Source organism: Iodobacter ciconiae (assembly GCF_003952345.1).
Classification (GTDB): Bacteria; Pseudomonadota; Gammaproteobacteria; order Burkholderiales; family Chitinibacteraceae; genus Iodobacter; species Iodobacter ciconiae.
Genome location: NZ_CP034433.1, coordinates 1,562,701 through 1,585,424 on the forward strand (window position 1 = coordinate 1,562,701; position 22,724 = coordinate 1,585,424).

General features: G+C 47.6%; 23 protein-coding genes. 15 read left to right on the forward strand and 8 right to left on the reverse strand.

The window, feature by feature from the left end; genetic code table 11:
- Positions 1-79 precede the first annotated feature (79 nt).
- Positions 80-943 (reverse strand): SDR family NAD(P)-dependent oxidoreductase, encoded by an 864-nt coding sequence (locus EJO50_RS06810; RefSeq protein WP_125972688.1) that lies wholly within the window; start codon positions 941-943, stop codon positions 80-82.
- Positions 944-1,265: 322 nt separating this feature from the next.
- Here EJO50_RS06810 and phbB point away from each other — a divergent pair, with 322 nt between their 5' ends.
- The 5 genes from phbB (at position 1,266) to ettA (ending at position 6,868) form a co-directional block, all read left to right on the forward strand.
- On the forward strand, positions 1,266-2,000 hold the full coding sequence (gene phbB / locus EJO50_RS06815; protein ID WP_125972690.1) for an acetoacetyl-CoA reductase: 735 nt from the start codon (positions 1,266-1,268) through the stop codon (positions 1,998-2,000).
- 870 nt (positions 2,001-2,870) lie between these two features.
- A complete protein-coding gene (locus EJO50_RS17425) occupies positions 2,871-3,218 on the forward strand; it encodes a hypothetical protein (protein ID WP_125972692.1) in 348 nt (115 codons plus the stop codon).
- A 177-nt stretch (positions 3,219-3,395) separates the two neighbouring features.
- A complete protein-coding gene (locus EJO50_RS06825; protein WP_206434469.1) occupies positions 3,396-3,962 on the forward strand; it encodes a hypothetical protein in 567 nt (188 codons plus the stop codon).
- Positions 3,963-4,073: 111 nt separating this feature from the next.
- Complete coding sequence (locus tag EJO50_RS06830) at positions 4,074-4,874, forward strand: hypothetical protein (RefSeq protein WP_125972694.1); 801 nt, start codon at positions 4,074-4,076, stop codon at positions 4,872-4,874.
- A 323-nt stretch (positions 4,875-5,197) separates the two neighbouring features.
- Complete coding sequence (gene ettA / locus EJO50_RS06835; RefSeq protein WP_125972696.1) at positions 5,198-6,868, forward strand: energy-dependent translational throttle protein EttA; 1,671 nt, start codon at positions 5,198-5,200, stop codon at positions 6,866-6,868.
- 49 nt (positions 6,869-6,917) lie between these two features.
- On the opposite strand, the gene EJO50_RS06840 is transcribed toward ettA, so the two are convergent.
- On the reverse strand, positions 6,918-8,255 hold the full coding sequence (locus tag EJO50_RS06840) for a Fic family protein (RefSeq protein WP_125972698.1): 1,338 nt from the start codon (positions 8,253-8,255) through the stop codon (positions 6,918-6,920).
- Between the two features lie 133 nt (positions 8,256-8,388).
- Complete coding sequence (locus EJO50_RS06845; RefSeq protein WP_125972700.1) at positions 8,389-8,661, reverse strand: hypothetical protein; 273 nt, start codon at positions 8,659-8,661, stop codon at positions 8,389-8,391.
- Between the two features lie 216 nt (positions 8,662-8,877).
- On the opposite strand from EJO50_RS06845, the gene EJO50_RS06850 reads away from it, so the two are divergent.
- The 4 genes from EJO50_RS06850 (at position 8,878) to EJO50_RS06865 (ending at position 11,355) form a co-directional block, all read left to right on the forward strand.
- Complete coding sequence (locus tag EJO50_RS06850) at positions 8,878-9,297, forward strand: YkgJ family cysteine cluster protein (RefSeq protein ID WP_125972702.1); 420 nt, start codon at positions 8,878-8,880, stop codon at positions 9,295-9,297.
- A gap of 51 nt (positions 9,298-9,348) precedes the next feature.
- Complete coding sequence (locus tag EJO50_RS06855) at positions 9,349-9,879, forward strand: flavodoxin domain-containing protein (protein ID WP_125972704.1); 531 nt, start codon at positions 9,349-9,351, stop codon at positions 9,877-9,879.
- Between the two features lie 34 nt (positions 9,880-9,913).
- On the forward strand, positions 9,914-10,915 hold the full coding sequence (locus EJO50_RS06860; RefSeq protein WP_125972706.1) for a nucleoid-associated protein: 1,002 nt from the start codon (positions 9,914-9,916) through the stop codon (positions 10,913-10,915).
- A 245-nt stretch (positions 10,916-11,160) separates the two neighbouring features.
- Entirely contained in the window at positions 11,161-11,355 is a 195-nt protein-coding gene (locus EJO50_RS06865; protein WP_125972708.1) for a hypothetical protein, read from the forward strand.
- Positions 11,356-11,428: 73 nt separating this feature from the next.
- Here the strand turns inward: EJO50_RS06865 and EJO50_RS06870 are convergent, their stop codons facing one another.
- Positions 11,429-11,926, reverse strand: a complete 498-nt coding sequence (locus EJO50_RS06870) for a GNAT family N-acetyltransferase (protein WP_125972710.1) — start codon at positions 11,924-11,926, stop codon at positions 11,429-11,431.
- Between the two features lie 141 nt (positions 11,927-12,067).
- On the opposite strand from EJO50_RS06870, the gene EJO50_RS06875 reads away from it, so the two are divergent.
- The 6 genes from EJO50_RS06875 to EJO50_RS06900 all read left to right on the forward strand — a co-directional run bounded on the left by EJO50_RS06875 (position 12,068) and on the right by EJO50_RS06900 (position 17,913).
- Positions 12,068-12,985, forward strand: coding sequence for a LysR family transcriptional regulator ArgP (locus EJO50_RS06875; RefSeq protein WP_125972712.1), 918 nt, complete (start codon positions 12,068-12,070; stop codon positions 12,983-12,985).
- A 260-nt stretch (positions 12,986-13,245) separates the two neighbouring features.
- Complete coding sequence (locus EJO50_RS06880) at positions 13,246-13,773, forward strand: YbhB/YbcL family Raf kinase inhibitor-like protein (RefSeq protein ID WP_125972714.1); 528 nt, start codon at positions 13,246-13,248, stop codon at positions 13,771-13,773.
- A gap of 76 nt (positions 13,774-13,849) precedes the next feature.
- Positions 13,850-14,650 (forward strand): helix-turn-helix transcriptional regulator, encoded by an 801-nt coding sequence (locus tag EJO50_RS06885; protein ID WP_125972716.1) that lies wholly within the window; start codon positions 13,850-13,852, stop codon positions 14,648-14,650.
- 189 nt (positions 14,651-14,839) lie between these two features.
- Positions 14,840-15,337 carry a DUF4442 domain-containing protein gene (locus EJO50_RS06890; RefSeq protein ID WP_206434470.1) on the forward strand — a complete coding sequence of 166 codons (498 nt, stop codon included), beginning with the start codon at positions 14,840-14,842 and terminating at the stop codon, positions 15,335-15,337.
- Positions 15,338-15,391: 54 nt separating this feature from the next.
- Complete coding sequence (locus tag EJO50_RS06895; protein WP_125972718.1) at positions 15,392-16,204, forward strand: crotonase/enoyl-CoA hydratase family protein; 813 nt, start codon at positions 15,392-15,394, stop codon at positions 16,202-16,204.
- A gap of 824 nt (positions 16,205-17,028) precedes the next feature.
- Entirely contained in the window at positions 17,029-17,913 is an 885-nt protein-coding gene (locus EJO50_RS06900; RefSeq protein WP_125972720.1) for a hypothetical protein, read from the forward strand.
- A 220-nt stretch (positions 17,914-18,133) separates the two neighbouring features.
- Here the strand turns inward: EJO50_RS06900 and EJO50_RS06905 are convergent, their stop codons facing one another.
- From EJO50_RS06905 to EJO50_RS06920, 4 genes are all read right to left on the reverse strand, one after another.
- Positions 18,134-19,309 carry an O-succinylhomoserine sulfhydrylase gene (locus EJO50_RS06905; RefSeq protein WP_125972722.1) on the reverse strand — a complete coding sequence of 392 codons (1,176 nt, stop codon included), beginning with the start codon at positions 19,307-19,309 and terminating at the stop codon, positions 18,134-18,136.
- Between the two features lie 448 nt (positions 19,310-19,757).
- Entirely contained in the window at positions 19,758-21,299 is a 1,542-nt protein-coding gene (purF, locus tag EJO50_RS06910; RefSeq protein WP_125972724.1) for an amidophosphoribosyltransferase, read from the reverse strand.
- A 141-nt stretch (positions 21,300-21,440) separates the two neighbouring features.
- Positions 21,441-21,932 (reverse strand): CvpA family protein, encoded by a 492-nt coding sequence (locus tag EJO50_RS06915; protein WP_125972726.1) that lies wholly within the window; start codon positions 21,930-21,932, stop codon positions 21,441-21,443.
- A gap of 8 nt (positions 21,933-21,940) precedes the next feature.
- Positions 21,941-22,723, reverse strand: a complete 783-nt coding sequence (locus EJO50_RS06920; protein WP_125972728.1) for an SPOR domain-containing protein — start codon at positions 22,721-22,723, stop codon at positions 21,941-21,943.
- Position 22,724 lies beyond the last annotated feature (1 nt).

Sequence of the window (22,724 nt, forward strand, 5' to 3'; positions counted from 1 at the left end):
ACAAAAGTGCTGCTTCAGTAACAATTGCACACTTTTTTGCGTTAAAAATTAAAAATCAAGTGTAGAAATAACCAGATATTTAAGAGCGCCCATAGCTGTATCCGGGCTCATCGCCCGATGCTTTTAACAAAATGTAATCAAGTACACGACTCGGCAGAATTTTTTTAAGCACCCAGAATACTTTTGTTGGCGTTGTTATCTGGTAACGGGCAGATGGACGGCGAACAGTCAGCGCTTTTAGCACAACAGCCATCACGGCTTCGGCAGGCAGCGTAAATGGTGCAACAGGCCCCGCTTTTGCCAGACGTGCCTGCATTGCTAAATAGGAAGGCTGATGAAAACTATGATCTGCGCCAATCCAGCGTACGAATTGCTGCTGTGCATTAGCTCTGAAACGGCTTGTAATGGGGCCAGGCTGCAAAAGAATAGTATGGATAGAACTCCCCGTCATTTCCTGACGCAAGGTGTCTGCAAAGCCTTCCAAGGCAAACTTACTTGCATTATAAGCACCGCGATAAGGCATCGCAGCAAAGCCCAATACCGAACCATTAAAGATAATACGGCCATGCCCTTGTTGCCGCATGGCCGGTAAAACAGCATTAGTTAGCTCAATGGCGCCAAAAACATTGGTTTCAAACTGATAACGCATCGCTTCCCGGCTTAAATCCTCTACCGCACCGGGTACACCAAAACCTGCGTTATTAAATAGTGCATCAATGCGCCCGCCTGTCTTTTTCAGTAAAGCCGCCACGGCATTTTGTATTGATACGGAATCTGCAACATCAAGCAATAAAGTTTCAAAACCCTCGTTTTTTAGCTGCTCAACATCTTTAGTAGCGCGGGCTGTTGCAAAAACACGCCATCCCTTCGCCTTCAGCCCATGGGCCGTGACATAGCCAATTCCACTTGAACACCCCGTAATTAAAATCACTCCAGCAGCCACAGCGCACGTCCTTTTAAAATTGTGCCCGCGCAATATTGCGCCAATAAGGTTCAAAAATAAACAACTAAACTTGCAAATAGATTAAGCAATTAACATAAAGTAAAACCCTAATGAAAAATATGCATTTGTAAAATACAACATAAAAATTTTATAAAATGCCAAATGCTTACAAGAACTAAATTTGATTTTTTCTCTCTAAGTAAATGAAATCGCGGATATCAGCACTTTATACAAAAAACATGCTTTGCTTATATATACAAAAAATGTAAGATTTTACTGGGTTTTGCACAAATCATGCGACAAGCAACGAAAGGAAAAGTCTATGAAAAAGATCGCACTCGTCACCGGTGGCATGGGTGGTATTGGTTCCGCTATCTGTAAAGCACTCGCAGATGGTGGTTTTAACGTTGTAGCAACCTACTCCAAAGCTGGCAGAGAGTTGCAATGGCTGGCAGAAATGAAAGCTTCCGGCTATCTTTTTAGTGCTTATGAGTGTGATATCACTGATTTTGATGCCTGTGTACGCATGGCCGAAAAAATCAATGAAGAGATCGGCCCTGTTGATGTATTAGTAAATAACGCTGGCATTACCCGTGATGCCACCTTTAAACGCATGGGTAAGCTGGATTGGGACAGCGTAATCAGCACTAATCTTAACTCGCTGTTTAATGTATCCAAGCAATTTCTGGATGCGATGGTTGAGCGCAACTGGGGCCGAATCATTAATATTTCATCAATTAATGGTCAGAAAGGTCAATTTGGACAAACCAATTACTCCGCAGCAAAAGCGGGCGTGCACGGCTTTAGCATGGCGTTAGCGCAAGAAGTTGCAAAAAAAGGCGTAACTGTTAATACCATCTCCCCTGGCTATATCGCCACTGACATGGTGATGGCTGTTCCCGAAGATGTACGAAATAAAATTATTTCAAATATTCCGGTCAATCGTCTTGGTACACCAGAGGAAATTGCCGGTCTGGTTGGCTATCTTGCTTCCGACTTATCAGGCTTTATGACAGGTGCAAATATCGCCATCAACGGTGGTCAGCACACCTGCTGATCATATTAGTGCCACATCTGCTGATGACATTAAAACCGCACCTGCTAATTTTATTAACGCCGCACTTACTGACGATACAAAGTCATACCTATTAAATTAATGGCAGCGAGGCGGGTTAATGATATTGAAGCCACACCTTCTTATCTTTAGCCCGCCTTTTTCTGCTTCCCATCCTTAACGCGTGAGCGCTGCCCTTTCAAAGCCGCAAACCCGTGCCATACAATACCCACCGCCTGCTGCTGCACCACCTTCGGTGTTAACACCACCGGCAGGCGCTAGCTGGCCTATTATGTGCGAAATTAAATCTGCAGCACTTCACGGCAGAGAAACAGCAGCGCTAGCCTGGATTCAATAATACGGTCATGGTGGAAATTTTCGCTTAACTGAGCGAGTATCTTGACATAAAATGTTCAGGCCGCGCCGGCGTACCAAGGAACTAAGTATTTTGTGAATCAAAGGTGCTGGCTTTTCTGGCATTTTAGGAAATCTACATCTTGTTAGACCTCACAAAACCCAAAAGGAACACCTTCGATAGGTCAAAGTCGCACAGGGGACACACTCTAGCGCTCATCAAAACCCTAATAGAAGATAGGTTTGTGTGTAGTGGCCCTAAATTTTGCGCGGTGTGATCTAGCCTGTCGCCCAGCCCGGCTTGCATCGGCAAACCTTTGTTCTCGGCTTCGCTTTAACGTTAAAATATGCTAGATTCATCATCGGTTACAGATAACAATTACTAGCTGGATTTTAGCTGCAAATGGGGGTCTGTATATGCGTTTAGCCAATAAAAAAACTGATAAATAAATTGCTAAAATTATTGCATCAGCTCAAGCAAACTAAAATCAATTTCTAAATTAAAAAGGTATTTAACAAATGAAAAAATCACTATTTGTTGCTTCGTTAGCTTCTATCTTACTTGTTGGTTGCGCCTCTATAGCCGTAACCGATGACGCTATTGTAAAAAATACATCTATGGCTATTGGCCTTGAAAAGAATGCATTCACAATTTCAGATCGTGAAAATGACGGGATAACAACAACATACAAAGTAAAAACAAAAGCAGGTGAAAATTATAGTTGTTATGTCACTGGCGTAATTTCAATGATTGGCCGCAATGTGTCTGACGCAATGTGTACTGAAATGGGGGCAGGAGCTAAATCTTCAACTAAATCAAATAATTCGTGCAATGCTTTGTTAAAAGCGGCTGGGAAATGTAAGTAATAAAAAGCTCTAACAAATCGTTCCAATATCGCACCTACGATGCTGGAACGATTTGAAGTCGGGGCTTTGTTACGCAGAAGTCTTCTATTCATATATTTATGTATTTGTTTTTTAGTGCTTTTTCTCAATATTATTAACCAGATTCCGTCTCATATCCCCATCCTTCTGGCCACTAGAATGCGTTTGCGCCCCCCCCTTTGGCTTATGATACTATTGGATTTCTCAGTATTATTCAGACAAGCAAACATGACAGAGCATTCACTCCATTCTTCATATCGTGAAAAACTAATCGAACACTTGCTCGTTGGTAATTTGCTCAAGCTTTCCTGGAAAAACAAAAATTTTAGTCTCGAAATTTCTAAACCTGAAGTCGACAACGCTGGCTATGATCTTATTGCCGAAGCAAATGGTATTATTAGGCATATTCAACTTAAAACTACATTTATTGGTTCGGCAACCACAACACAAAAAATCCATATTTCGCTGACAAAAAAACCGTCTGGCTGCGTAGTTTGGGTTTATTTTAATAATGAAACACTGGATCTCGGACCGTATTGCTATTTTGGTGCTGCTCCGGGCCAGCCGCTACCGAGCCTAGAAAACCTAAAAACCGCCAAACACACAAAAGGCAATGCTATCGGTCTCAAATCGGAAAGGTCGAATATTCGCATTTTGAACAAAGGCAACTTTATTAAATTAAAAACTATAAACGAGTTATACCATCAACTATTTGGAAGCACTTAATAAACATTTCAAACCGCTTACTTCGCTCTTCTTTCATTTCAACAAGTCGTCTTCGCGGCCACCGCTGAATTAAAACGTTAAGCTTTAATCCACCCCACCCGGTTTTTGATCATGTTTAGATTGATATCTTTGATAATGCTGATGCTTTGGTCGGCATCCCCAGCCCTCGCTACCCTGCCACGCATGAATTCGCTGGTGATCAAATCTGAAGCTGGCTTGACACGTGCTTGTATACGAAATGAGCTCTGTGCCGAAATCGTGCCAGCGCAAGCAGGCTGCGAAAGCGAGGTATGCGCCAGTGGCGAGGCCGGTGGCAAGGTATTAAGCCTCACTGGCACCCAGCGCAATCCGGTGTACTCGAGCTATCGTTTAGCGGAGCTGGCATCCCCGAATGAAGATGCTTCACTGCAGCTGTGGCCAAAGCTTATCCGCTTCGGGGATGGCATTCTGGCAGGTGCAGAGACAAAGCTGCACAACATGTATTCTGGCGGCGGGGCGAGTTCGACAACCCTACACCTCATCGCTTTTTTGCCCGGCCAGGCACCATTCAGAGTGCTCAGTATTCCGCAGCACGCCAGCGCGTTGATCCGGGCGTGCTTTAGCGAGCAAAACATGAAGCAGCGTGCCGGAGCCTGCCATGACGAATACCACTTTGACGCCAGCCTCATCCTAGCGGGAACATCTGCAGCAAAAATGCCGGTGCTGCGCTATCGCAGCAAGGCTACCACTTTTCCGGGGCCCGTCTCGCGGTACAAAGATTCACTGGCGGGACGAGCTCTTCGTAAACGCGACATTATTACTGTAACTGACCCCCAATGCAGCTATCAAAGACTATATCGATTTGATCTGGCAACCCGTACTTATGTCGCTAATAAACCTGAACCCGACTGCTCGAATTACACCATGCCCTGACTATCGTTGCGCCTGGCATTGCTTCAAACTGGATAGCTTCACGCTATTTAATTTGGGCACTACGGCCAGCCCCCCCGCTTACACTGTTGATTTTGGCGTATCCGTATTTCTGCAGCAATGCGAAAACGTCAGCAGTCCTGGTATTTGGACGCTTTCAGTGTGAAGTTGGTTTTTGCATGATGGCTATTCAGCAACGCTTTTTTCATTGCAAAACACCTGCCAAAGCGGTGTTGATTGAGCATGAATGATATGCTTATGCCCATTGGCAGAAAATGCATCGCTGCCCGCAAACTATTCACTCCCTTAACTTACAAGGAAAACAAATGGCTCAATATGTTTTCAGCATGAATCGTGTCGGAAAAATTGTCCCGCCTAAGCGTCAAATTTTAAAAGACATCTCTTTAAGCTTTTTCCCTGGCGCCAAAATTGGTGTTTTGGGCTTAAACGGCTCAGGTAAATCCACCGTGCTTAAAATTATGGCCGGTATTGATAAAGATATCATTGGTGAAGCCACGCCGATGCCGGGCCTGAATATTGGCTACCTGCCGCAAGAGCCACAGCTCGACCCCGCCAAAACAGTACGTGAAGAAGTGGAATCCGGCCTTGGGGAAGTATTTGAAGCACAGGCCAAGCTGGAAGCCGTGTATGTAGCCTATGCCGAACCTGACGCTGATTTTGATGCGCTGGCCGAAGAGCAAGCCCGCCTGGAAGCCATTATTTCTGCCGGATCCGGCGACAATGCCGAGCTGCAGTTAGAAATCGCCGCCGATGCACTGCGCCTGCCGGCGTGGGATGCCATCATTGGCAATCTGTCTGGCGGTGAAAAGCGCCGTGTAGCGCTTTGCAAGCTATTGCTGTCCAAGCCAGATATGTTGCTGCTGGACGAGCCAACCAATCACCTGGATGCAGAATCCGTAGACTGGCTTGAGCAATTTTTGTGCCGCTTTCCGGGCACCGTTGTGGCCGTTACCCATGATCGTTACTTCCTTGATAATGCGGCCGAGTGGATTTTAGAGCTTGATCGCGGCCACGGTATTCCATGGAAAGGCAATTACTCCAGCTGGCTGGATCAAAAACAAGACCGCCTGAAAGTGGAAGAATCGCAAGAATCTGCCCGCCAAAAAACCATTAAAAAAGAATTGGAATGGGTGCGTCAGAATCCTAAAGCACGTCAGGCCAAATCCAAATCACGGATTGCCCGCTTTGAAGAACTCAATAGCCAGGATTATCAAAAACGTAATGAAACACAGGAAATCTTTATTCCTGTAGCCGAGCGTTTAGGTAATGAAGTGGTGGAGTTCGAGAACGTCAGCAAAGCCTTTGGCGATCGCTTATTGATCGATGACCTCAGCTTTAAAGTACCACCTGGCGCAATTGTGGGGATTATCGGGCCAAACGGCGCGGGTAAATCCACCCTCTTTAAAATGCTGGCAGGCCTTGAGCAACCCGACAGCGGCACGGTTAAAATCGGCACGACCACCAAAATGGCCTATGTGGATCAAAACCGCGAAGCCTTGGGCGACGGCAATAAATCCGTCTTTGAAGTGATTTCCGGCGGCCACGATATTCTGACTGTAGGCCGCTACGAAACATCCAGCCGCGCCTATATCGGCCGGTTTAACTTTAAAGGCGCGGATCAGCAAAAAATTGTCAGCCAATTATCCGGCGGCGAGCGCGGCCGCCTGCATCTGGCCAAAACACTGATTGCCGGTGGTAATGTCTTGCTGCTGGATGAGCCGTCCAACGATCTGGATATCGAAACTCTGCGTGCGCTGGAAGATGCGCTGTTGGAATTCGCCGGTTGCGTGATGGTGATCTCGCACGATCGCTGGTTCCTGGATCGGATTGCTACACATATCCTGGCGTGTGAAGGCGACTCCAAATGGCAATTTTTTGACGGCAACTATCAGGAATATGAAGCCGACAAGAAAAAACGTCTGGGTGAAGAAGGCGCAAAGCCAAAACGCATTCGTTACAAGCCAATCAGCCGCTAAAAAACCAAAACGGGAAGGCTTGTCTTCCCGTTTTTTTATTACACAACACCTAAACCAGTCTTTGTAATAAATCCGAAGGTACAATATATAAAGTGCTTCTGCCATCTTTACTTGGTAAAAGAAGGCGATATTCAACCAGCTTGTTTAAATAACTTCTGGCTGAATTATCGGCAATTCCGTAATCACTGACAATCTCCTTAACAGAAAAATACCTGCCCGGCGATTTAGTTGCCTTTTTAATAATATCTTTCTGCACAAAATTGAGCGATCGGCCAAACTTTGATTTTTCGAGCAACGCAACCACCTGATTAAACTCTTGTGTTTTCTCTTCGAGATATTTTTTTAATTCATCAAATGCCCGAATAATCATATCCAGCTGATAATCAATAAAATAAGTTAAATCATTCTGATCTGTTTCTGTATAAAGATAAGATAATCCGTAATCCTTCGGGCTGTCTTTCAGTAATTTGCTAATTGAAATATACTTAAAAAGATCGTATTCGTTTTTTAACATATACCAGTAAAATAAAGCCCGGGCAGTTCTGCCATTACCATCTCTGAACGGATGCTCATAACCCAACATAAAATGCAGAATAATCGCTTTTACAACCGGCGCAATAAACTCGCAACCATCTAAACCAGAATGATTGGCATTGGCAAAATCGCATAGTGCCTGTAATCGCTCGGGGATTAACTCATGATTGGGGGGCTGGTGCGCAATTCCCCCATTGCCATCTTCAACATAAATATCATCTGCATCTCTGAATCTGCCGGGTACAACGCTGTTTTCTGTAGTACCTTCAGTTGCAACCTGATGAAAATCCAGGATCAAATCAACGCTTAATTCTTCCTTACAACTTTTTTCGGCTTTTTTAAGCAAAAAGAAATTATTCAGAATCATTCGCTCATCTTCATTAAGCGGCGCCCTTTCGTCTTCCAGCATTTTTTTGGCTACTTCACGCGTTGTAGCGGCCCCTTCCAGCTGGGCACTACTAATGGCTTCTTCCATAATCAAAGAGGACACCAGAAACTTAGCCTGAATCTGCATGGTAGCCGCCATGCCAGCCACCACGGCCACACTGCCGCCAGCGGTTTTTATCACCTGATGCAGTTTGGCCTCCATGGAATTGGGGATGCAATAACTAAATGAATCGCCATTCACATCAAATAAATCAACTTCTTTCATCTGAATAAAGCGCTGAAACTTGATCGCAAACCAGATATTTTGCGCTTCATCCCTAGGGACCCGCCATTTTAATTTATCCCAATGCAGATAACGCCCTTTGCTATCGGTTAAATCATACAAGGGCAGATACTTCTGTAGCATAGGAAAATCAACATTCACCAAGTCAAATTTTGGTGCTCTTTCTACCCTCGGCTTAGCCATTATCTCAAATCCAATATTTTGCGTTTGCTGACTTTACGGCATAGATACAGCACAAGCAACACAAATACACGCCCAATCGCCAGGCGTAAAAAAAAGGCAGCGTTTGCTGCCTTTTTAAATAAAAGAAACTGTTTTAAGCCTGTAAGCCTTTTTTTAACAGCTCAGTCACTAATTCAGCCAGCGTTACTTCCCGTGTTGCGGCAGTAGCATGCAACTCTTTAATCAAATCGCCATTAAGCTTTACAGCAAAAGGAACCAAACCTGCGGCCTGATCGGCCTTACGTTGCTCACGCTTATCCATTACTTTTGCAGCCTCTTGCCCAAAACGCCCCGGGGTGCGTTCTTTTTTATTTTGTTCGTCGGATTTAAATCCGTCTAATTTGTATAACTGAAACTTACTTGCCATGCTCAATTCCCCATTCAATCTGTAGCTGCTAAGCCCAGACATATCCGCCGGGCAGCCTGTCCAAGGCTAAAAAATCCAAGGGCGAAGAATGCGGTGTTTTGCCCAACTGCGCAAGGCGCAATTAATACATCCTGCCCCCAAATATCGATTTATCCGCCTTGTCATTCAAAAAACAGGCAAACTACGCTCCCTCAAAGACAGCCCAGCCATTTTTTTATGACTATCCCTTTAATTTATCATGCTCATCCAGACAACCCGGCAACCTGGATTAAATTTCGTGATGAACTGTGCCAAAACTGCCAGTCTTCCTGTTGTACCATGCCGGTTGAAGTGAAACTTAGCGATTTAGTACGCATGAATCTGGTCGATGCTTTTGAAGCGGAAGGCGAACCACCTAAGCAAATTGCCAAGCGTTTGACTAAAGCAGGCATTATTGATCACTTTAATTTTAAAAATAGTATTTACACCCTGAAGCGAAAATCCAATGGCGATTGCCGTTATCTGGATTTAAAAACACGCCTCTGTACTATTTATGAAAACCGTCCGAATACCTGCCGCAACCATCCGCGAATCGGCCCGCGCCCCGGTTACTGTGCTTACCGCAGCCGCCCTGCCAAGTTGTTAATCTCGGAATAACGCTGATCAGGCTCAACATACACCGGCCATTGCGATGTTACCCTGCAAAAGATGAAACCCATCCTCATTCTTTATGCCAGCCGTGATGGCCAGGCAGAACGCATTGCGCAAACCTTGGCCCTGCACCTTAATACCTGGCCTGTACAACTCTGTGATTTAAAAGACCCATCGGCTCAGACCATACCTAGCACAGCAATTATTGTTGTTGCTTCAGTGCGCTATGGGCGGCATCTGCCTGAGGCGGTGCAGTTTTTCAAACGCCATACACAGCTGACCCAAACGCCACTTGCTATTGCATCGGTCAGCTTAAGCGCCCGCAAAGGCGATGGCTCACCCAATACGTATTTAAAAAAACTCATTCAGCAGCATCAGCTCTCCCCCATTGCAGCACTTTCCATTGCTGGCAAACTTGATTACCCGCGTTATCGCTGGCTGGATAAGCAAATTATTCGCCTGATCATGCGTATAACGGGCGGCCCGTACGATGGAATCAGCTGTGTTGAATACACCAACTGGCCACAACTGACTGCCTTTGCACAAAAAATCACAGCGCATCTTCACCAGAGAAGTGCCGCCGGATAGTAAACTGCACCTCAAAGCCCTCACAGAGAAAACCATGACCACCAATGCCATCAGTCATCTGATCAGCCATCAAATCAATAAAGAAGCCCACGGCCCGGTGAGCTTACGTTTAAGCAATAAAGAAATTACCCATACCCCTGCAGCACAAAGATTAATTGATCAGCTCTGTAAACTCTATACCCAGAAATTAGGCAAAGGCTTTGGCAGCTTTGAAGAAGACCAGGAAGCTTTCCCCATGCAAGGCCTGATTCGTCAGCTGATGGAAGGTGCAGATTTTTTAAGTAGCTCGCAGCAAATGATGCAGCACCTGCTGCTGCGCCTGGAGCAAGAGCCCCTTGCCAGCGGTGGGCATGTGCTGATTGCCCGCATCAAAGGCAATGGCACGGATTTTATCCTCTTTACTATTTTGTCCGAAATCATGGGCACCATGCTCGATGAAGAGCTAAATGTAGCCGACAGCATTTATCTGGACACCGCCAACTTGAAAGTCGCAGGTAAAATTGATTTACACGCCTGGCAAAACGGCGCAGAACGCTACATTAGCTTTTTGCGTGGGCGTGGAGATGTAGCTGCGTATTTCAAATCTTTTTTAGGCTGCAATGATATTGTGGTCGCGCTAAAAGAAACACAAAAACTGGTGCATGGCCTTAGCCAGTTTGCCGAAGAGCAGCACTTACCGCCTGCAGAGCGTGATCAGCTGTTCGAGCGCGCCCATGAATACCTGGATGAACTGGGCAATGCCAGCTGCCCGGTTACGCTGGAGCAAGTGGCCGAGCAGATTTGGCCCGATGCCCCGATGCAGCTGCAAAACGTCTTAGATCATCAGGATTTAGCGCTGACAGATGGCTTTGTACCCGACCGCCGCGCCATCAAACCGCTGCGCACCTTTAAAACCAAGGCCCCGCACTGGAAGCTGGAATTTGATCGCAGCAGCTTACGAAGCGGCGCTGTGCATTACAACCCGGAAAACGACACCCTGGTTCTATCCAATATTCCGGAAGAAATGCGTAAAGAGCTACTGGCTGAAACCAGCTAAGAAAATGCTTTGCGATAGATGTTGCAATGCAATAAATTTAGGCTAAACTAATCAGGCAAAACATGTGAGATCAATCACTTACCTGTTTTGCCGACTCTACAAACCTTAAAATGCAATATTACATATACGAACTATTTGGCGTAGTATCCTCAGCCTTTAATCTGTAATCTGTATAGCGATACTAGCCCGGTTTCATTAGCTGAAACCTCAGTGATCAAACGGTAACCCTCAAAAAAGGTACTCCCATGACTCTGTCGACTACGTTTAAAACTCCCCGCCAGCGCCGTCAGCTGGAACAATCGCAAAGAAATATGGAAATTGTGATGATGGGACTGCATCGCGCTCAGTTTGAAGTAAGGCGTCAGATACGTAATGAGCTGGCAGATCGCGCAGCAGCCAAGGCAGAAAAAGAGTTGGATTATCTTGAAAGTGTTAAGTAATTAACCAAAAATGCAAAAAGCCACGAATCAATTCGTGGCTTTTTTAACGTCCCTGAAAGCGAAGAGTACCTCTTTATGCCGCCTGCAGTTTTCGCTCATAAACTACGTAATTACGATTGGGTTTCCAGCCTGCATCCTGATAAAGCGTTAGCGCCTTGGCCTCATTTGCTTCCGACTCCATTTCCATATAGGCCACATTATGGGTGGCGGCGAAATCTTCTGCTGCTTTAATCAAGGCACGGCCAACACCACGGCCCCGGGCATCTTTTGTTACAAACAAATCATTCAGCAACAGTGTTTTTTGCATACGCAGTGAAGACAGATTCCAGTAAAGCTGGGCAAACCCAACTGTTTTAGTGCCTTCGCAGGCCGTAAACAGGATCGAATCACCATTTTTTAAGCGCTCAATAAGGTATTGATGCCCCGCTTCCAGATCCGCCTTCTGATTAAAGTACTGGCGATACTCATCAAATAAGGCCCATGCACCCCATAAACGCCAGATTTCGTGCAAATCATCCAACTTAGCCTGGCGTATAGTCAGTGTCGTTCCATCATTTAATAGCGTGTTCATTTTTTCATCATCCAGTCATGCGTAAATTAGGGTAGCCGTCTTAATTAGGTCGGTATTTTTTATTTACTTGTTATTTAGCATTCAATCACATGCTTGATTCATGGTAAAACAAGCAATTCTTATGCTGCATAAGCCAAACTGATGCTTGACTATAAATTACTGGAAGCGCTGGATATGGTGGTGCGTGAAAGCAGTTTTGAGCGGGCTGCCAAACGCCTGTTTTTAACGCAATCGGCCGTATCACAACGCATCAAATCACTGGAAGAAAAACTCGGTAAGGTACTGGTCGTGCGTGAAAGCCCTGTGCATGCCACCCGGGCTGGCGAGATGCTCATTGTGCACTTCAGACAAGTCCGCCAGCTGGAAGCTGCCCTGGCAGAGCAAATCGATTTTAAAGAGCAGGATTGGCAAAGTGTGCGTCTGGGGGTGAATGCCGACAGCCTGGCCATCGGTTTACTGGATGCACTGGCCCCGCTATTGGAAAGCGAGCGTTTACTGCTGGAATGCGTGATTGATGATGAAGGCTATACGCTGGATTTATTACGGGCAGGCGATGTAGCAGGCTGCATCAGCACCCAGCCCTCTGCCGTAGCGGGCTGCGCCGTACAAAGCCTTGGCAACATGCCCTATGTGTTTGTGGCAACACCTGCTTTTGCAGAGCGGTATTTCTCTCAAGGGTTTACTCAAACCGCTCTGATGCATGCCCCTACCGCCATTTTTGGTCATCGGGATTCCCTGCACCGGCGCTGGCTGGGCGAGCGCTACGGCATTCTGGATGATCATTTCCCCTGCCATCAGATTCCTGAAAGCCATGCCCTGTTTGATGCCGTGTGCTTTGGCCTGGCCTACGCAGCCATTCCCTACGCTCAGGCCAAACCGGCCATTACATCGGGCAAAGTCATTGAACTTGCCAGCAGCGAGCGTATTCATATTCCGCTGTATTGGCACCACTGGCAGAAACAAACACAGGAAGCCAAACGGGTCAGTGACGCAGTCCTTGCCTTTGGACGCCGCGTTTTACCATCCCAGGAAGCCTCCCTGTATCTAAACGCTTTATAAAGGCACGAAAAAACTTACAGATGCATTTGTGCAAGCAAATCCGGCTAAAATCACATACAGGAGCTCTCTTCGGCAGCTACCACTTTGTTTTCGAGAGAGTACTTCCTTACTTTGCATTAGCTTCAGACAAGGCATTAAAAAAACACTTTTATCCTAAAATGATACATTTAAAGCAAAACAAGCTAAAAATAGAGCGTTTAAGGATAAAATAACGAATAAAAATTTTATATGATGAGTTCTTCAAATCAAGGAGCCACATTATGAAAGCAATACTCTTAACTGCCCTGCTTGTCAGCCATTCTGCTTTTGCTGCAGATTTCAGTGTCCGTAGTACGGATATCAAAGCGGATACACCAATGTCAGCAAAGCACGAATTTAATGGCTTTGGTTGCAGCGGCAGCAACCTCTCTCCACAACTGCAATGGCAAAATGCCCCTACCGGAACTAAAAGCTTTGCAATTACAGTATTTGATATGGATGCACCGACAGGCAGTGGCTGGTGGCACTGGAATGTAGTTAACATCCCAGCAAGCACACTATCTGTAGCTACGGGCAGCGTTCCTAAGGGCGCACTGGAAACACGTACAGACTTTGGCTCACCAGGCTTTGGTGGCGCATGCCCACCAGCCGGAGATGCGGCCCACCGTTACGTTTACACCGTCTGGGCCCTGGATGTCGAAAGCCTTCCACTTGATGAGCAGGCCAGTGGTGCACTGGTTGGCTTTATGCTGAACCAGCATAAGCTGGGCAAAGCTCAACTGACCGCCACATATCAACGAAAAAAATAAAATAAGCTGCCAGGCTTGATCAGCCCGTTTATATCACCCCAGAGCGCTGATCAGGCCAGGCAGGCAGGAAGCTTTAATGAGCCAGCTTAAAACCCGCAGTATTCAACAAAGCGTGATTCAAGCCAAAGCGGTACAGTCATTACGACAAGTAAGTTGCTTGCAATTTACGCTCATGCGGGTGCGCCATGGTGCCAAGCACATTTATCTGAACGAGCAAACGCAGATTGCCCGTAACGGGGATCTGGTCATTGTGCCTGCAGGGCTGGAAATGACTTTATCCAACCAGCCGGATGCTCATGGCTATGTTTGCGAAGTGCTGCAGCTTGACCCCAAAATTATCCAATTTTGCCGCACAGCTTACCCCGCTGCAGTACAAGCCCTGCAATACACCGAGCCCGCATTATGCGTCAAGCTAAGCCCCGTTATCGCCCGGCTATGGGATGAGTTATTTGCCGCAAGCCATCATGGTGAGGCCATTGAGCTGCTGGAGCACCGGGCCACAGGCTTATTGCTGGGGCTGGTACTGGCAGGATTCGGTGGTGCACTCTTTATTGACCGCGGCTCACCGGTGGTCAAACGGGTTCAACAGCAGGTTTTATTGCAACCCGGCAAAGAGTGGACAGTGGAGCATATGGCACGGCATTTACATATCGGTGAATCAACCCTGCGCCGGCAACTTGGACAGGAAGGCAGCTCGTTCCGAAAAATACTCGAGCATGTCAGATTAAATACTGCACTTGGAATGATCCAAACCACTACGCAACCAATCGGGCAAATCGCCAGGCAATGCGGTTTTGCCTCAGCCTCCCGCTTTAGCAACCGCTTTCATGCGCACTTTGGAATGAAGCCCTTGCAGCTCAGAGCAAGCGTAATGTAGCAGGGCCTGAGCAAGATGTTTGGCAGACATCAAGCCTGCCGGGCTTATTACACTTCAAACACTCGCGTAAGCTATGCGACAAACCAAGACATTAAAACGACCGTTTGTAAAGGCAGGATAATCCGCGATCACAAGCAACGCAATTTCTTGCTATTTTGTCACTATTGTCGCAAAAAAAGACCCGCCCAAATGAGCCGCCCACCCAACAAAATGAGCCGCATTGCGGCCAAGACTGCAAGCCTGCCACAAGGCCTGCGCAGCTTTATCCTGACGCGCCTGTTTGGCCGTATCGTGCCTTTTTTATCCACGGCATCGGTGCAGTTTGAAGAAGTGAGTGCCACAAAACTGGTGGTTTCCATTAAAAACCGCCGCAAAGTACAAAACCACATTAAGGGCATACACGCTGCGGCGATGGCGCTGCTGGCCGAAACCAGCACCGGCTTTGTGATGGGCATGAATGTGCCGGACGATAAACTGCTGCTACTTAAATCCATGCATGTGGATTACCAGAAGCGCTCGCAGGGCGATATGCGCGCCGTGGCCACCTTAAGCAAGGACCAAATCGAGCTATTACACACGGCAGAAAAAGGCAATTTTTCTGTGAATGTAGAGATCAGCGATGAATCGGGGGACACGCCTATTCAGTGCGAAATGGTCTGGGCATGGCTGCCTAAAAAGCGCGATTAAGCCTTTCACATCAATTTAATACCACTGCAAGCTTCTGCTCACCAAGGATGCCCCATGCAATACGAAACAATTGAAGTGAAGGTCAGTAATGCCATCGCCCTTGTTACGCTAAATCGCCCTAAAAAAGCCAATTCGCTCAACGCCCTGATGTGGCAGGAAATTAAAGCGGCGCTGAACTGGTGCGATCAACGCCCAGAAGTGCGCGCGGTGGTGCTCAATGGTGCCGGGCGTAATTTCTGTGCAGGCATTGATTTGATGATGCTGGCCGAAATTCAAACCAGCCTGACTAGCGAGTGCGAAGCGCGTAATCGCGAAACCATCCGCGCCCTGATTTTAAACCTGCAATCCTCGGTCAGCAGTCTGGAGCACTGCCGAAAACCCGTGATTGCCGCAATCCATGGCGCATGTGTGGGCGGCGGCTTAGATTTGGTGCTGGCAGCAGATTTCAGATACGCCAGCACAGACGCCAGCTTCAGCGTGCGTGAAGTGGCCATGGGCTTAGTTGCCGACGTAGGCAGCCTGCAGCGCTTAGGCCGCGTGGTGGGTGAAGGCATCGCACGTGAAATGACCTTCACCGCCATGGATATGTCCGCCAGCGAGGCGCTGCATGTGCGCTTAGTAAACAAGGTATTAGCCAGCCCGGAAGAATGCCTTGCCGCCGCCATGCACACCGCCAGCGTCATCGCCGCCCAATCCCCGCTGGCCGTGCGTGGCAGCAAGCAGGTGCTGAACTACAGCCGCGATCACAGCGTAAGCGATGGCCTGGAATACGTCGCCACCTGGAACGGCGGCATGCTGCTCTCTGCCGACATCAAAGAAGCCATTACAGCGCAAATGAGCGGGCGGGCGGCGCAGTATTTGGATTAAAAATTCAAAAAAGGGGGCTGCTAGCTCCCCGATCTACATATGGATTGGTACCGTAGGAGCGGCTTCAGCCGCGAATGTTTTTATACTCAGCGCTTTCGTGGCTAAAGCCACTCCTACAAAAACATCGAGTTTTTTCTTAAGTTAATAGGATTGGGGCAGCTAGTCCCAAAAGTAGGGGGCAGTCCTTATCTTTTGCCAAGTTCTACCCTAAGGGTGAGGAGATTAAGTTTCTTTGGTTGTAAGTAGCGTAATTTTGCAAAAGGCAAGGACTGACCCCAGCTTTCGTTTTAAAACCATTGAAATCTGGGCTCTATCGCAGCTAGTGGCATAGGGCTTAAATCCCCCTTGAAGCACGCCGAAGCGAGGAATAAGCGGATCGGGGTTTCGGAAAAGGGGTAGCGGGCTTGCTCCCGAGCAGCCTTTTTCGCCGAGCCGATTATCCGCAGTGAGGGGCCTTCGTGCTGGTCGGGGCGGCCTTCTTTGCGTACTAGGATTTCTGGCCGTTCAAGAAAGTGAGTCCCCGCGGGAATGCCGCACCTAAATCAATGTGCCGAAGGCACTAAAAAAATAATCACTGTTTAACATCAGCTAACTAATTATTAACTAAACAATTCCGATATATGTTGGCCTTTACCCAAAGACATAACCTGCCGATCTAATTCTGACATCACAATACTAAGCGGCTGATTTACCTTACACTCCAAAACAAAGTAATTCTTAGCATGAATAATCTCATTAATGCACCTAACCCGCCACACAAGCTAAACTGGCTAAAGTCAGCCCCTTGACTCAAATTAATAGACCACTCAATTAGGCTTCCTTGCATGGACATCCAATACCAAGAGTTTCTCTCAAACATCGCAAAAATTGAATTGATTTCGCGTCAAATAAAAAAATCCACTGAAATAGAGTATGAGTTGATGGTTAAAAATCATCAATCACTAGCTGGCAACACCAAGGAACGCTATTCAAATTCTCATCACAATATGTTTTTTCGCTCACTAACCAGCGGGGAAGCAATTTTGTATGACCACATGTCATTGGACTTTGAGCAGCGAGTCAAAGATCTAATAAAACGTCATAACAAACACTCTCTATGGCTGCTTGCTGAAGCATTTGAATATTTCGAAGATCTTGTGGAACTCATGTACGCTCACATTGGGCACAATGAGCCAAGTGTTTGGCCACAAGACAAAAAAAAACTAGAGACTACTGAATCTTTGGCACAAAAACCATTGGAATGGTTTATTCAAAAAGCAAAAGATGGCCAATTGGCTTTGCATAAAAAGCTTGAGTGCATCCGAAAACTCTTCCCCGCGTTAGTCTCTATTGAAAAAACGAACTACTTCAAAATAGATCTACGCTTCACAATCTGTTTGATTGAAATGTTGCGCCATATTATTGTGCATAACAATGGACGAATAAATGACATAACTAAGTTTACAGCTGAAACATTTCGGCGAGCCGGAATTTCGAATAACGGAAAGTATGACTCCCAGAAATCTCAGTTAATTTATAACTTCGTCACCTCTGATGAAAAGGGCTATCACGTTACCATGTTGGAAATCCAAGTAACAGATACCCCTTTTCACATAGATCGCCTTAACAATTTATTGAACTATATGCTTGCATACGCTCATTACATTTACCACTCGCTTATTCGCCCGACATATTTTTGTCAGCATAAACTTGAACCTACCATTCCATGATTCAGCGATTGCTGTCTAACCGTCAGTTCAATGCGGAGCACCAATGCTGACCTCCTATGGTTTCACCATTTTCATTATCAGTCTTGGTGAATTATTCCCTAACCCGTCTTAGCGGCTCTTGTGGCAATCATGAACTGGAACGTGGAGAATCGGCTGATGCATCACAAAAATAAAAAAGCCCAGCTAACCAAGCTGGGCTTTCATCATTCAAACAAAAGTACTATGCCAACCCCTGCTCCAAATCGGCAATTAAATCATTAATATATTCCAAACCAACCGAAATACGGATCAGCCCTTCGGTGATGCCGGCAGCTTCACGCGCGGCGGGGGTGATTCGGCCGTGGGTGGTGCTGGCGGGGTGGGTGATAGTGCTGCGGGTGTCGCCCAGGTTGGCGGTGCGGCTGATGAGTTGCACGGCATCGACGATTTTCCATGCTTGCTCGCGGCCACCTTTCACCACAAAAGACACCATGCCGCCACCAGCGTTTTGCTGGGTCATAGCCAGCGCGTGCTGCGGGTGCGAAGGCAGGCCGGGGTAGTAGACTTGCTCTACTGCGGGGTGCGCTTGCAGATAGGTGGCCAGCTTTAAAGCGTTTTCCGAATGGGCACGCATACGGATCGGCAGGGTTTCGAGCCCCTTGAGTAAGACCCAGGCATTAAAGGCCGACAGGCTTGGGCCAGCGGTGCGCAGGAATAAATACACGGGATCGACCAGTGCCGACGAGCCCACTACTGCCCCGCCCAGCACGCGGCCCTGGCCGTCGATATATTTGGTGGCCGAGTGCACCACCAGATCGGCCCCCATAGCTAATGGCTTTTGCAGGATGGGCGTGCAAAAGCAGTTATCCACCACCAGCAAAGCACCCCGTGCGTGGGCGATGTCGGCAATCTTGCGAATGTCGCTGATTTCTGTTAGCGGATTGGATGGCGTTTCCAGGAACAGCAGCTTGGTGTTTGGCTGGCAGGCATCCGCCCATTCGGTGATATCTGTGGCGGACACATAGGTGACGCTCACGCCAAACTTACTGAGATACACATTGAGCAGCTGAATAGTGGAGCCAAACAGGCTGGCCGAGGCCACCACATGGTCCCCAGATTTTAAATGCGCCATAAACAGCGACAAGATCGCGCTCATGCCTGATGCGGTGGCCACGGCGCGCTCTGCCCCTTCTAAGGCTGCAAGTCTTTCTTCAAAGGCAGTCACGGTGGGATTGGTAAAGCGCGAATAAATAAAGCCGGGCATCTGGCCGGTAAATTTTAATGAAGCTTCTTCAGCGCTGCCAACCACAAAGCTGGATGTCAGATACATCGCATCAGAGTGCTCGCCAAACTGACTGCGGGTAGTGCCCGCTCTGACGGCTAAAGTATCGGGGTGCAGGAATTCATCTTCAAACATGGCTTTCTCTACTCAGGTCACGGTCTAAGGAAGGGCAATGCTTTTCAGGCAGCGGTGCCTGGATAAGCTTATTGTAACGTAAGCATCTGGCCCCACCGGTCTTTTCCTGGGTATTCCCTCTTTTTCATTCGCTGTCACACCCGTATAACTCATCAGCAAAGCGGATCCTGAATCGCACGCTTTTCCTGATCGGCACGGTGCAAAGCATTAACCCACTCCGCACCCAGGCGCCCCTGTGCCACTTGAAGCTCTTTCCATACCAAATATTCTCTCCATGCCTGCTTATAAGGGCACAGCCTGCAACAATATTTCGCATTACACGTGCCGGCATGTTTTCAGTCATACCCAGCCCGGAAACAATCTGGTCAATAAGGCTTTCGCCCATTACGAGGCAGAGACAAAAAAAACGCCAGTCCAAAGGCTGGCGTTTTACACAAAAAGGGCAAAATCAGAGCAGATTCTGCTCGCCCACCCCGATATTCATATCCAGTAAATGGCTTTCTGCCGCGTCACTGGCTTTGGCAGATAGAGGCGACAGGCGCTTCGCTTCCAATTCATCCAGGTACGCAAGTGTAATATCGCCAGTGATATATTTACCGTCAAAGCATGATGTTTCAAAGGAAGTAATTGCCCCGCCACTGGCTTTACTACATGCATCAATCAGGGCATCCAGCTCCTGATAAATAATGGCATCAACACCAATTTCATCGGCAATTTGCTGATCAGTGCGGCCCGTTGCAATCAGCTCGGCACGTGTTGGCATATCAATACCATAAACGTGCGGGTACATCACAGGGGGGGCAGCGGACGCCAGATAGACTTTAGTTGCACCGCAGTCCCGGACCATTTGCACAATTTGCCGGCTGGTAGTGCCCCGTACGATTGAATCATCAACCAGTAATACATTTTTGCCACGAAATTCAACTGCAATCGGATTGAGCTTTTGACGAACCGATTTTTTACGGCTGGCCTGGCCGGGCATAATAAAAGTGCGGCCAATATAACGGTTCTTCATAAAGCCTTCGCGATAGGGCAAACCTAATTTATTTGCCAGTTGCAAAGCAGAATCACGGCTGGTATCCGGAATAGGAATCACCACATCGATATCGAGCCTTGGAATCACCGCGGTGACTTTATCGGCCAGATTTTCACCCATATTTAACCGTGCCTCGTGCACCGAAATACCATCAATCACGGAGTCAGGGCGGGCAAAATAAACATGTTCAAAAATACAAGGTACCAGCACAGGGTTGGCGTGGCATTGCTTACTGTAAAACTCACCATCAAAAGTCACAAATACAGCTTCACCCGGTGCAATATCACGCTCAAATTTAAAGCCCAGTACATCATGAGCGACAGATTCGGAAGCAACGATGTATTCCAGGCCTTCCGGGGTTTCGTGTGTGCCCAGGCAAAGCGGGCGAATGCCATAAGGATCACGAAATGCCACAAGGCCAAAGCCTGCAATCATGGCAACAACAGCATAAGCACCTTTAACCCGGTCATGCACAGCGGCAATCGCATCAAAGATGGTTTCCGCATTAAGCTGTGGGCCTTTTACGCGGCGGGATAGCTCATGAGCAAAGACATTCAGCAGCGCTTCAGAATCAGAATTGGTATTGATATGCCGCAGATCAGTGCGGTACATATCTTCTTTTAGCTGCTTATCGTTGGTTAAGTTACCGTTGTGTGCCAGCACAATACCAAAGGGGCTGTTGACATAAAAAGGCTGCGATTCTGCCAGGCTGGATGCTGATCCTGCAGTTGGGTAACGTACATGCCCAATGCCGGCATTGCCCATTAAAGAGCGCATATTGCGAGTGCGGAACACATCACTCACTAAGCCTTGCCCTTTGTGCATATGGAGCGTCAGCCCCTCTGCCGTTACAATCCCTGCGGCATCTTGCCCACGATGCTGTAAAACCAGTAAGCCATCGTACAACAGCTGATTAACGGGTGTCTTGGCGACGATACCTACAATGCCACACATTGGCGTGCCCCTTTGAGTTCTTAATCGTAACGAATGCATGCTACCAGTCAGGGCTGGTAATTGATTTTAGCCTTTACGGCAGTGGCTTAAAATGAGGGACGAAGTACACACCCAAACCCGGCACATGTCTGATACATGCGGTTAATCGTAATGGATGCGGGCTGCCAAAGCGGCTGGCAGCCAGATTTTGGCCTTTACGGCAGCTTCTTCAAATAGGGGGCTAAACATGGCGTTTCGCCATATTGTTTGTTTAGGCAAACTAGTAAACCCGGCCAGTAATACCAGCGTTAAACTCAGTAAAAAACCACGAACCAAACCAAAGCCGGCACCGAAAAGGCGATCCGCAGGTTTTAAGCCCGTTGCCTGCATAAACTGATTCAGCGTTACCCTTAATATCGCGGAAGCCACCCAGACTACAAAGAAAATGGCCACAAAAGCTGCCAGATAGCGAAGCTCATCGTTAGGCAAACTCTGAGGCATCCATACCGACACCTGGCTTGAGTAATGACTAGCCAGCCAGAAAGCCAATACCCATGCCGCCAGTGCCAGTGCTTCCTGCACTAAGCCCCGCATCACTGAAAGCATCATGGAAAGCCCCATAATGCCTAAGACGGTGTAATCAAAGCCAGTCATGCTTTAACCTATTTACTGGACAAGTGCCCGCTAAACCCGAGCACTCCCATCTTTTTGAGGTAACTCTGAGCTTTTAGTTCATCATTTACAGGACCAACACGTACCCGTGTTAAAGCGCCCTTTTCTGTTGTCGTTTTTTCAGAATAAGCAGGAATACCCACTCCCTGTAGCTTGCCCACCACTTGAGTCGCTTTTTCAGTATCAGCGTAAGCGCCAACCTGAATATAATAACGTTTATTACTTGTCACCGTTTTTGCAGCAGGAGCTGCATCCAGCCCTTCTAAAATACGCTGTGGATCAACCGCTGGCCTGGCAACCGCAGGCTTAGGTGCGGGGGTAGGTGCAGAGGTGGGTTTGGGGGCAGGCACAGAGGTAGGTTTAGGCGCTGCTGTCGGTTTTGGCGAAGGGGTTGGAGTAGGAATCACAACCTTCTTCTGATGATTGACAAGCTTACCCGGCAACACGTTCTGTGCAGCGCTGGCTACATGATCTGCAGGCACAGGAGTCGCTTCGGCAGGCTGAAGCAGCTCCGGTGCAGATGCTGTTTGTAAAGGCTCAACCACAGATGACGCCTGGGCAGCGACAGGCTCTGGTGAGCGCGGCTGCAATGCTGGCGAGCTGGAAATAATTTCAATATTATTACCTCCCGCAATAACGGCAGGCGGTGCACTGTCCAGTGCAGTCCATAAAACGATCAGAGCAAACAGCACCAGTGCAATTGCCCCCACCAGACGCCGGCGGGCACGTTTTTTAAGTTGCAGCAAATCATCGCTGACGTTTCGGTTGATCATA

Excerpts from the sequence above, each read along its gene's own strand:
- phbB (WP_125972690.1), top strand. The coding sequence starts at position 1,266 with ATGAAAAAGATCGCACTCGTCACCGGTGGCATGGGTGGTATTGGTTCC.
- EJO50_RS06920 (WP_125972728.1), bottom strand. The coding sequence starts at position 22,723 with ATGATCAACCGAAACGTCAGCGATGATTTGCTGCAACTTAAAAAACGT.
- EJO50_RS06900 (WP_125972720.1), top strand. The coding sequence starts at position 17,029 with ATGGACATCCAATACCAAGAGTTTCTCTCAAACATCGCAAAAATTGAA.
- EJO50_RS06855 (WP_125972704.1), top strand. The coding sequence starts at position 9,349 with ATGAAACCCATCCTCATTCTTTATGCCAGCCGTGATGGCCAGGCAGAA.
- EJO50_RS06845 (WP_125972700.1), bottom strand. The coding sequence starts at position 8,661 with ATGGCAAGTAAGTTTCAGTTATACAAATTAGACGGATTTAAATCCGAC.
- EJO50_RS06890 (WP_206434470.1), top strand. The coding sequence starts at position 14,840 with ATGAGCCGCCCACCCAACAAAATGAGCCGCATTGCGGCCAAGACTGCA.
- EJO50_RS06870 (WP_125972710.1), bottom strand. The coding sequence starts at position 11,926 with ATGAACACGCTATTAAATGATGGAACGACACTGACTATACGCCAGGCT.
- EJO50_RS06875 (WP_125972712.1), top strand. The coding sequence starts at position 12,068 with ATGCTTGACTATAAATTACTGGAAGCGCTGGATATGGTGGTGCGTGAA.
- EJO50_RS06830 (WP_125972694.1), top strand. The coding sequence starts at position 4,074 with ATGTTTAGATTGATATCTTTGATAATGCTGATGCTTTGGTCGGCATCC.
- EJO50_RS06840 (WP_125972698.1), bottom strand. The coding sequence starts at position 8,255 with ATGGCTAAGCCGAGGGTAGAAAGAGCACCAAAATTTGACTTGGTGAAT.
- purF (WP_125972724.1), bottom strand. The coding sequence starts at position 21,299 with ATGTGTGGCATTGTAGGTATCGTCGCCAAGACACCCGTTAATCAGCTG.
- EJO50_RS06905 (WP_125972722.1), bottom strand. The coding sequence starts at position 19,309 with ATGTTTGAAGATGAATTCCTGCACCCCGATACTTTAGCCGTCAGAGCG.
- EJO50_RS06850 (WP_125972702.1), top strand. The coding sequence starts at position 8,878 with ATGACTATCCCTTTAATTTATCATGCTCATCCAGACAACCCGGCAACC.
- EJO50_RS06885 (WP_125972716.1), top strand. The coding sequence starts at position 13,850 with ATGAGCCAGCTTAAAACCCGCAGTATTCAACAAAGCGTGATTCAAGCC.
- EJO50_RS06860 (WP_125972706.1), top strand. The coding sequence starts at position 9,914 with ATGACCACCAATGCCATCAGTCATCTGATCAGCCATCAAATCAATAAA.
- EJO50_RS06865 (WP_125972708.1), top strand. The coding sequence starts at position 11,161 with ATGACTCTGTCGACTACGTTTAAAACTCCCCGCCAGCGCCGTCAGCTG.
- EJO50_RS06895 (WP_125972718.1), top strand. The coding sequence starts at position 15,392 with ATGCAATACGAAACAATTGAAGTGAAGGTCAGTAATGCCATCGCCCTT.
- EJO50_RS06880 (WP_125972714.1), top strand. The coding sequence starts at position 13,246 with ATGAAAGCAATACTCTTAACTGCCCTGCTTGTCAGCCATTCTGCTTTT.
- ettA (WP_125972696.1), top strand. The coding sequence starts at position 5,198 with ATGGCTCAATATGTTTTCAGCATGAATCGTGTCGGAAAAATTGTCCCG.
- EJO50_RS17425 (WP_125972692.1), top strand. The coding sequence starts at position 2,871 with ATGAAAAAATCACTATTTGTTGCTTCGTTAGCTTCTATCTTACTTGTT.
- EJO50_RS06825 (WP_206434469.1), top strand. The coding sequence starts at position 3,396 with ATGCGTTTGCGCCCCCCCCTTTGGCTTATGATACTATTGGATTTCTCA.
- EJO50_RS06915 (WP_125972726.1), bottom strand. The coding sequence starts at position 21,932 with ATGACTGGCTTTGATTACACCGTCTTAGGCATTATGGGGCTTTCCATG.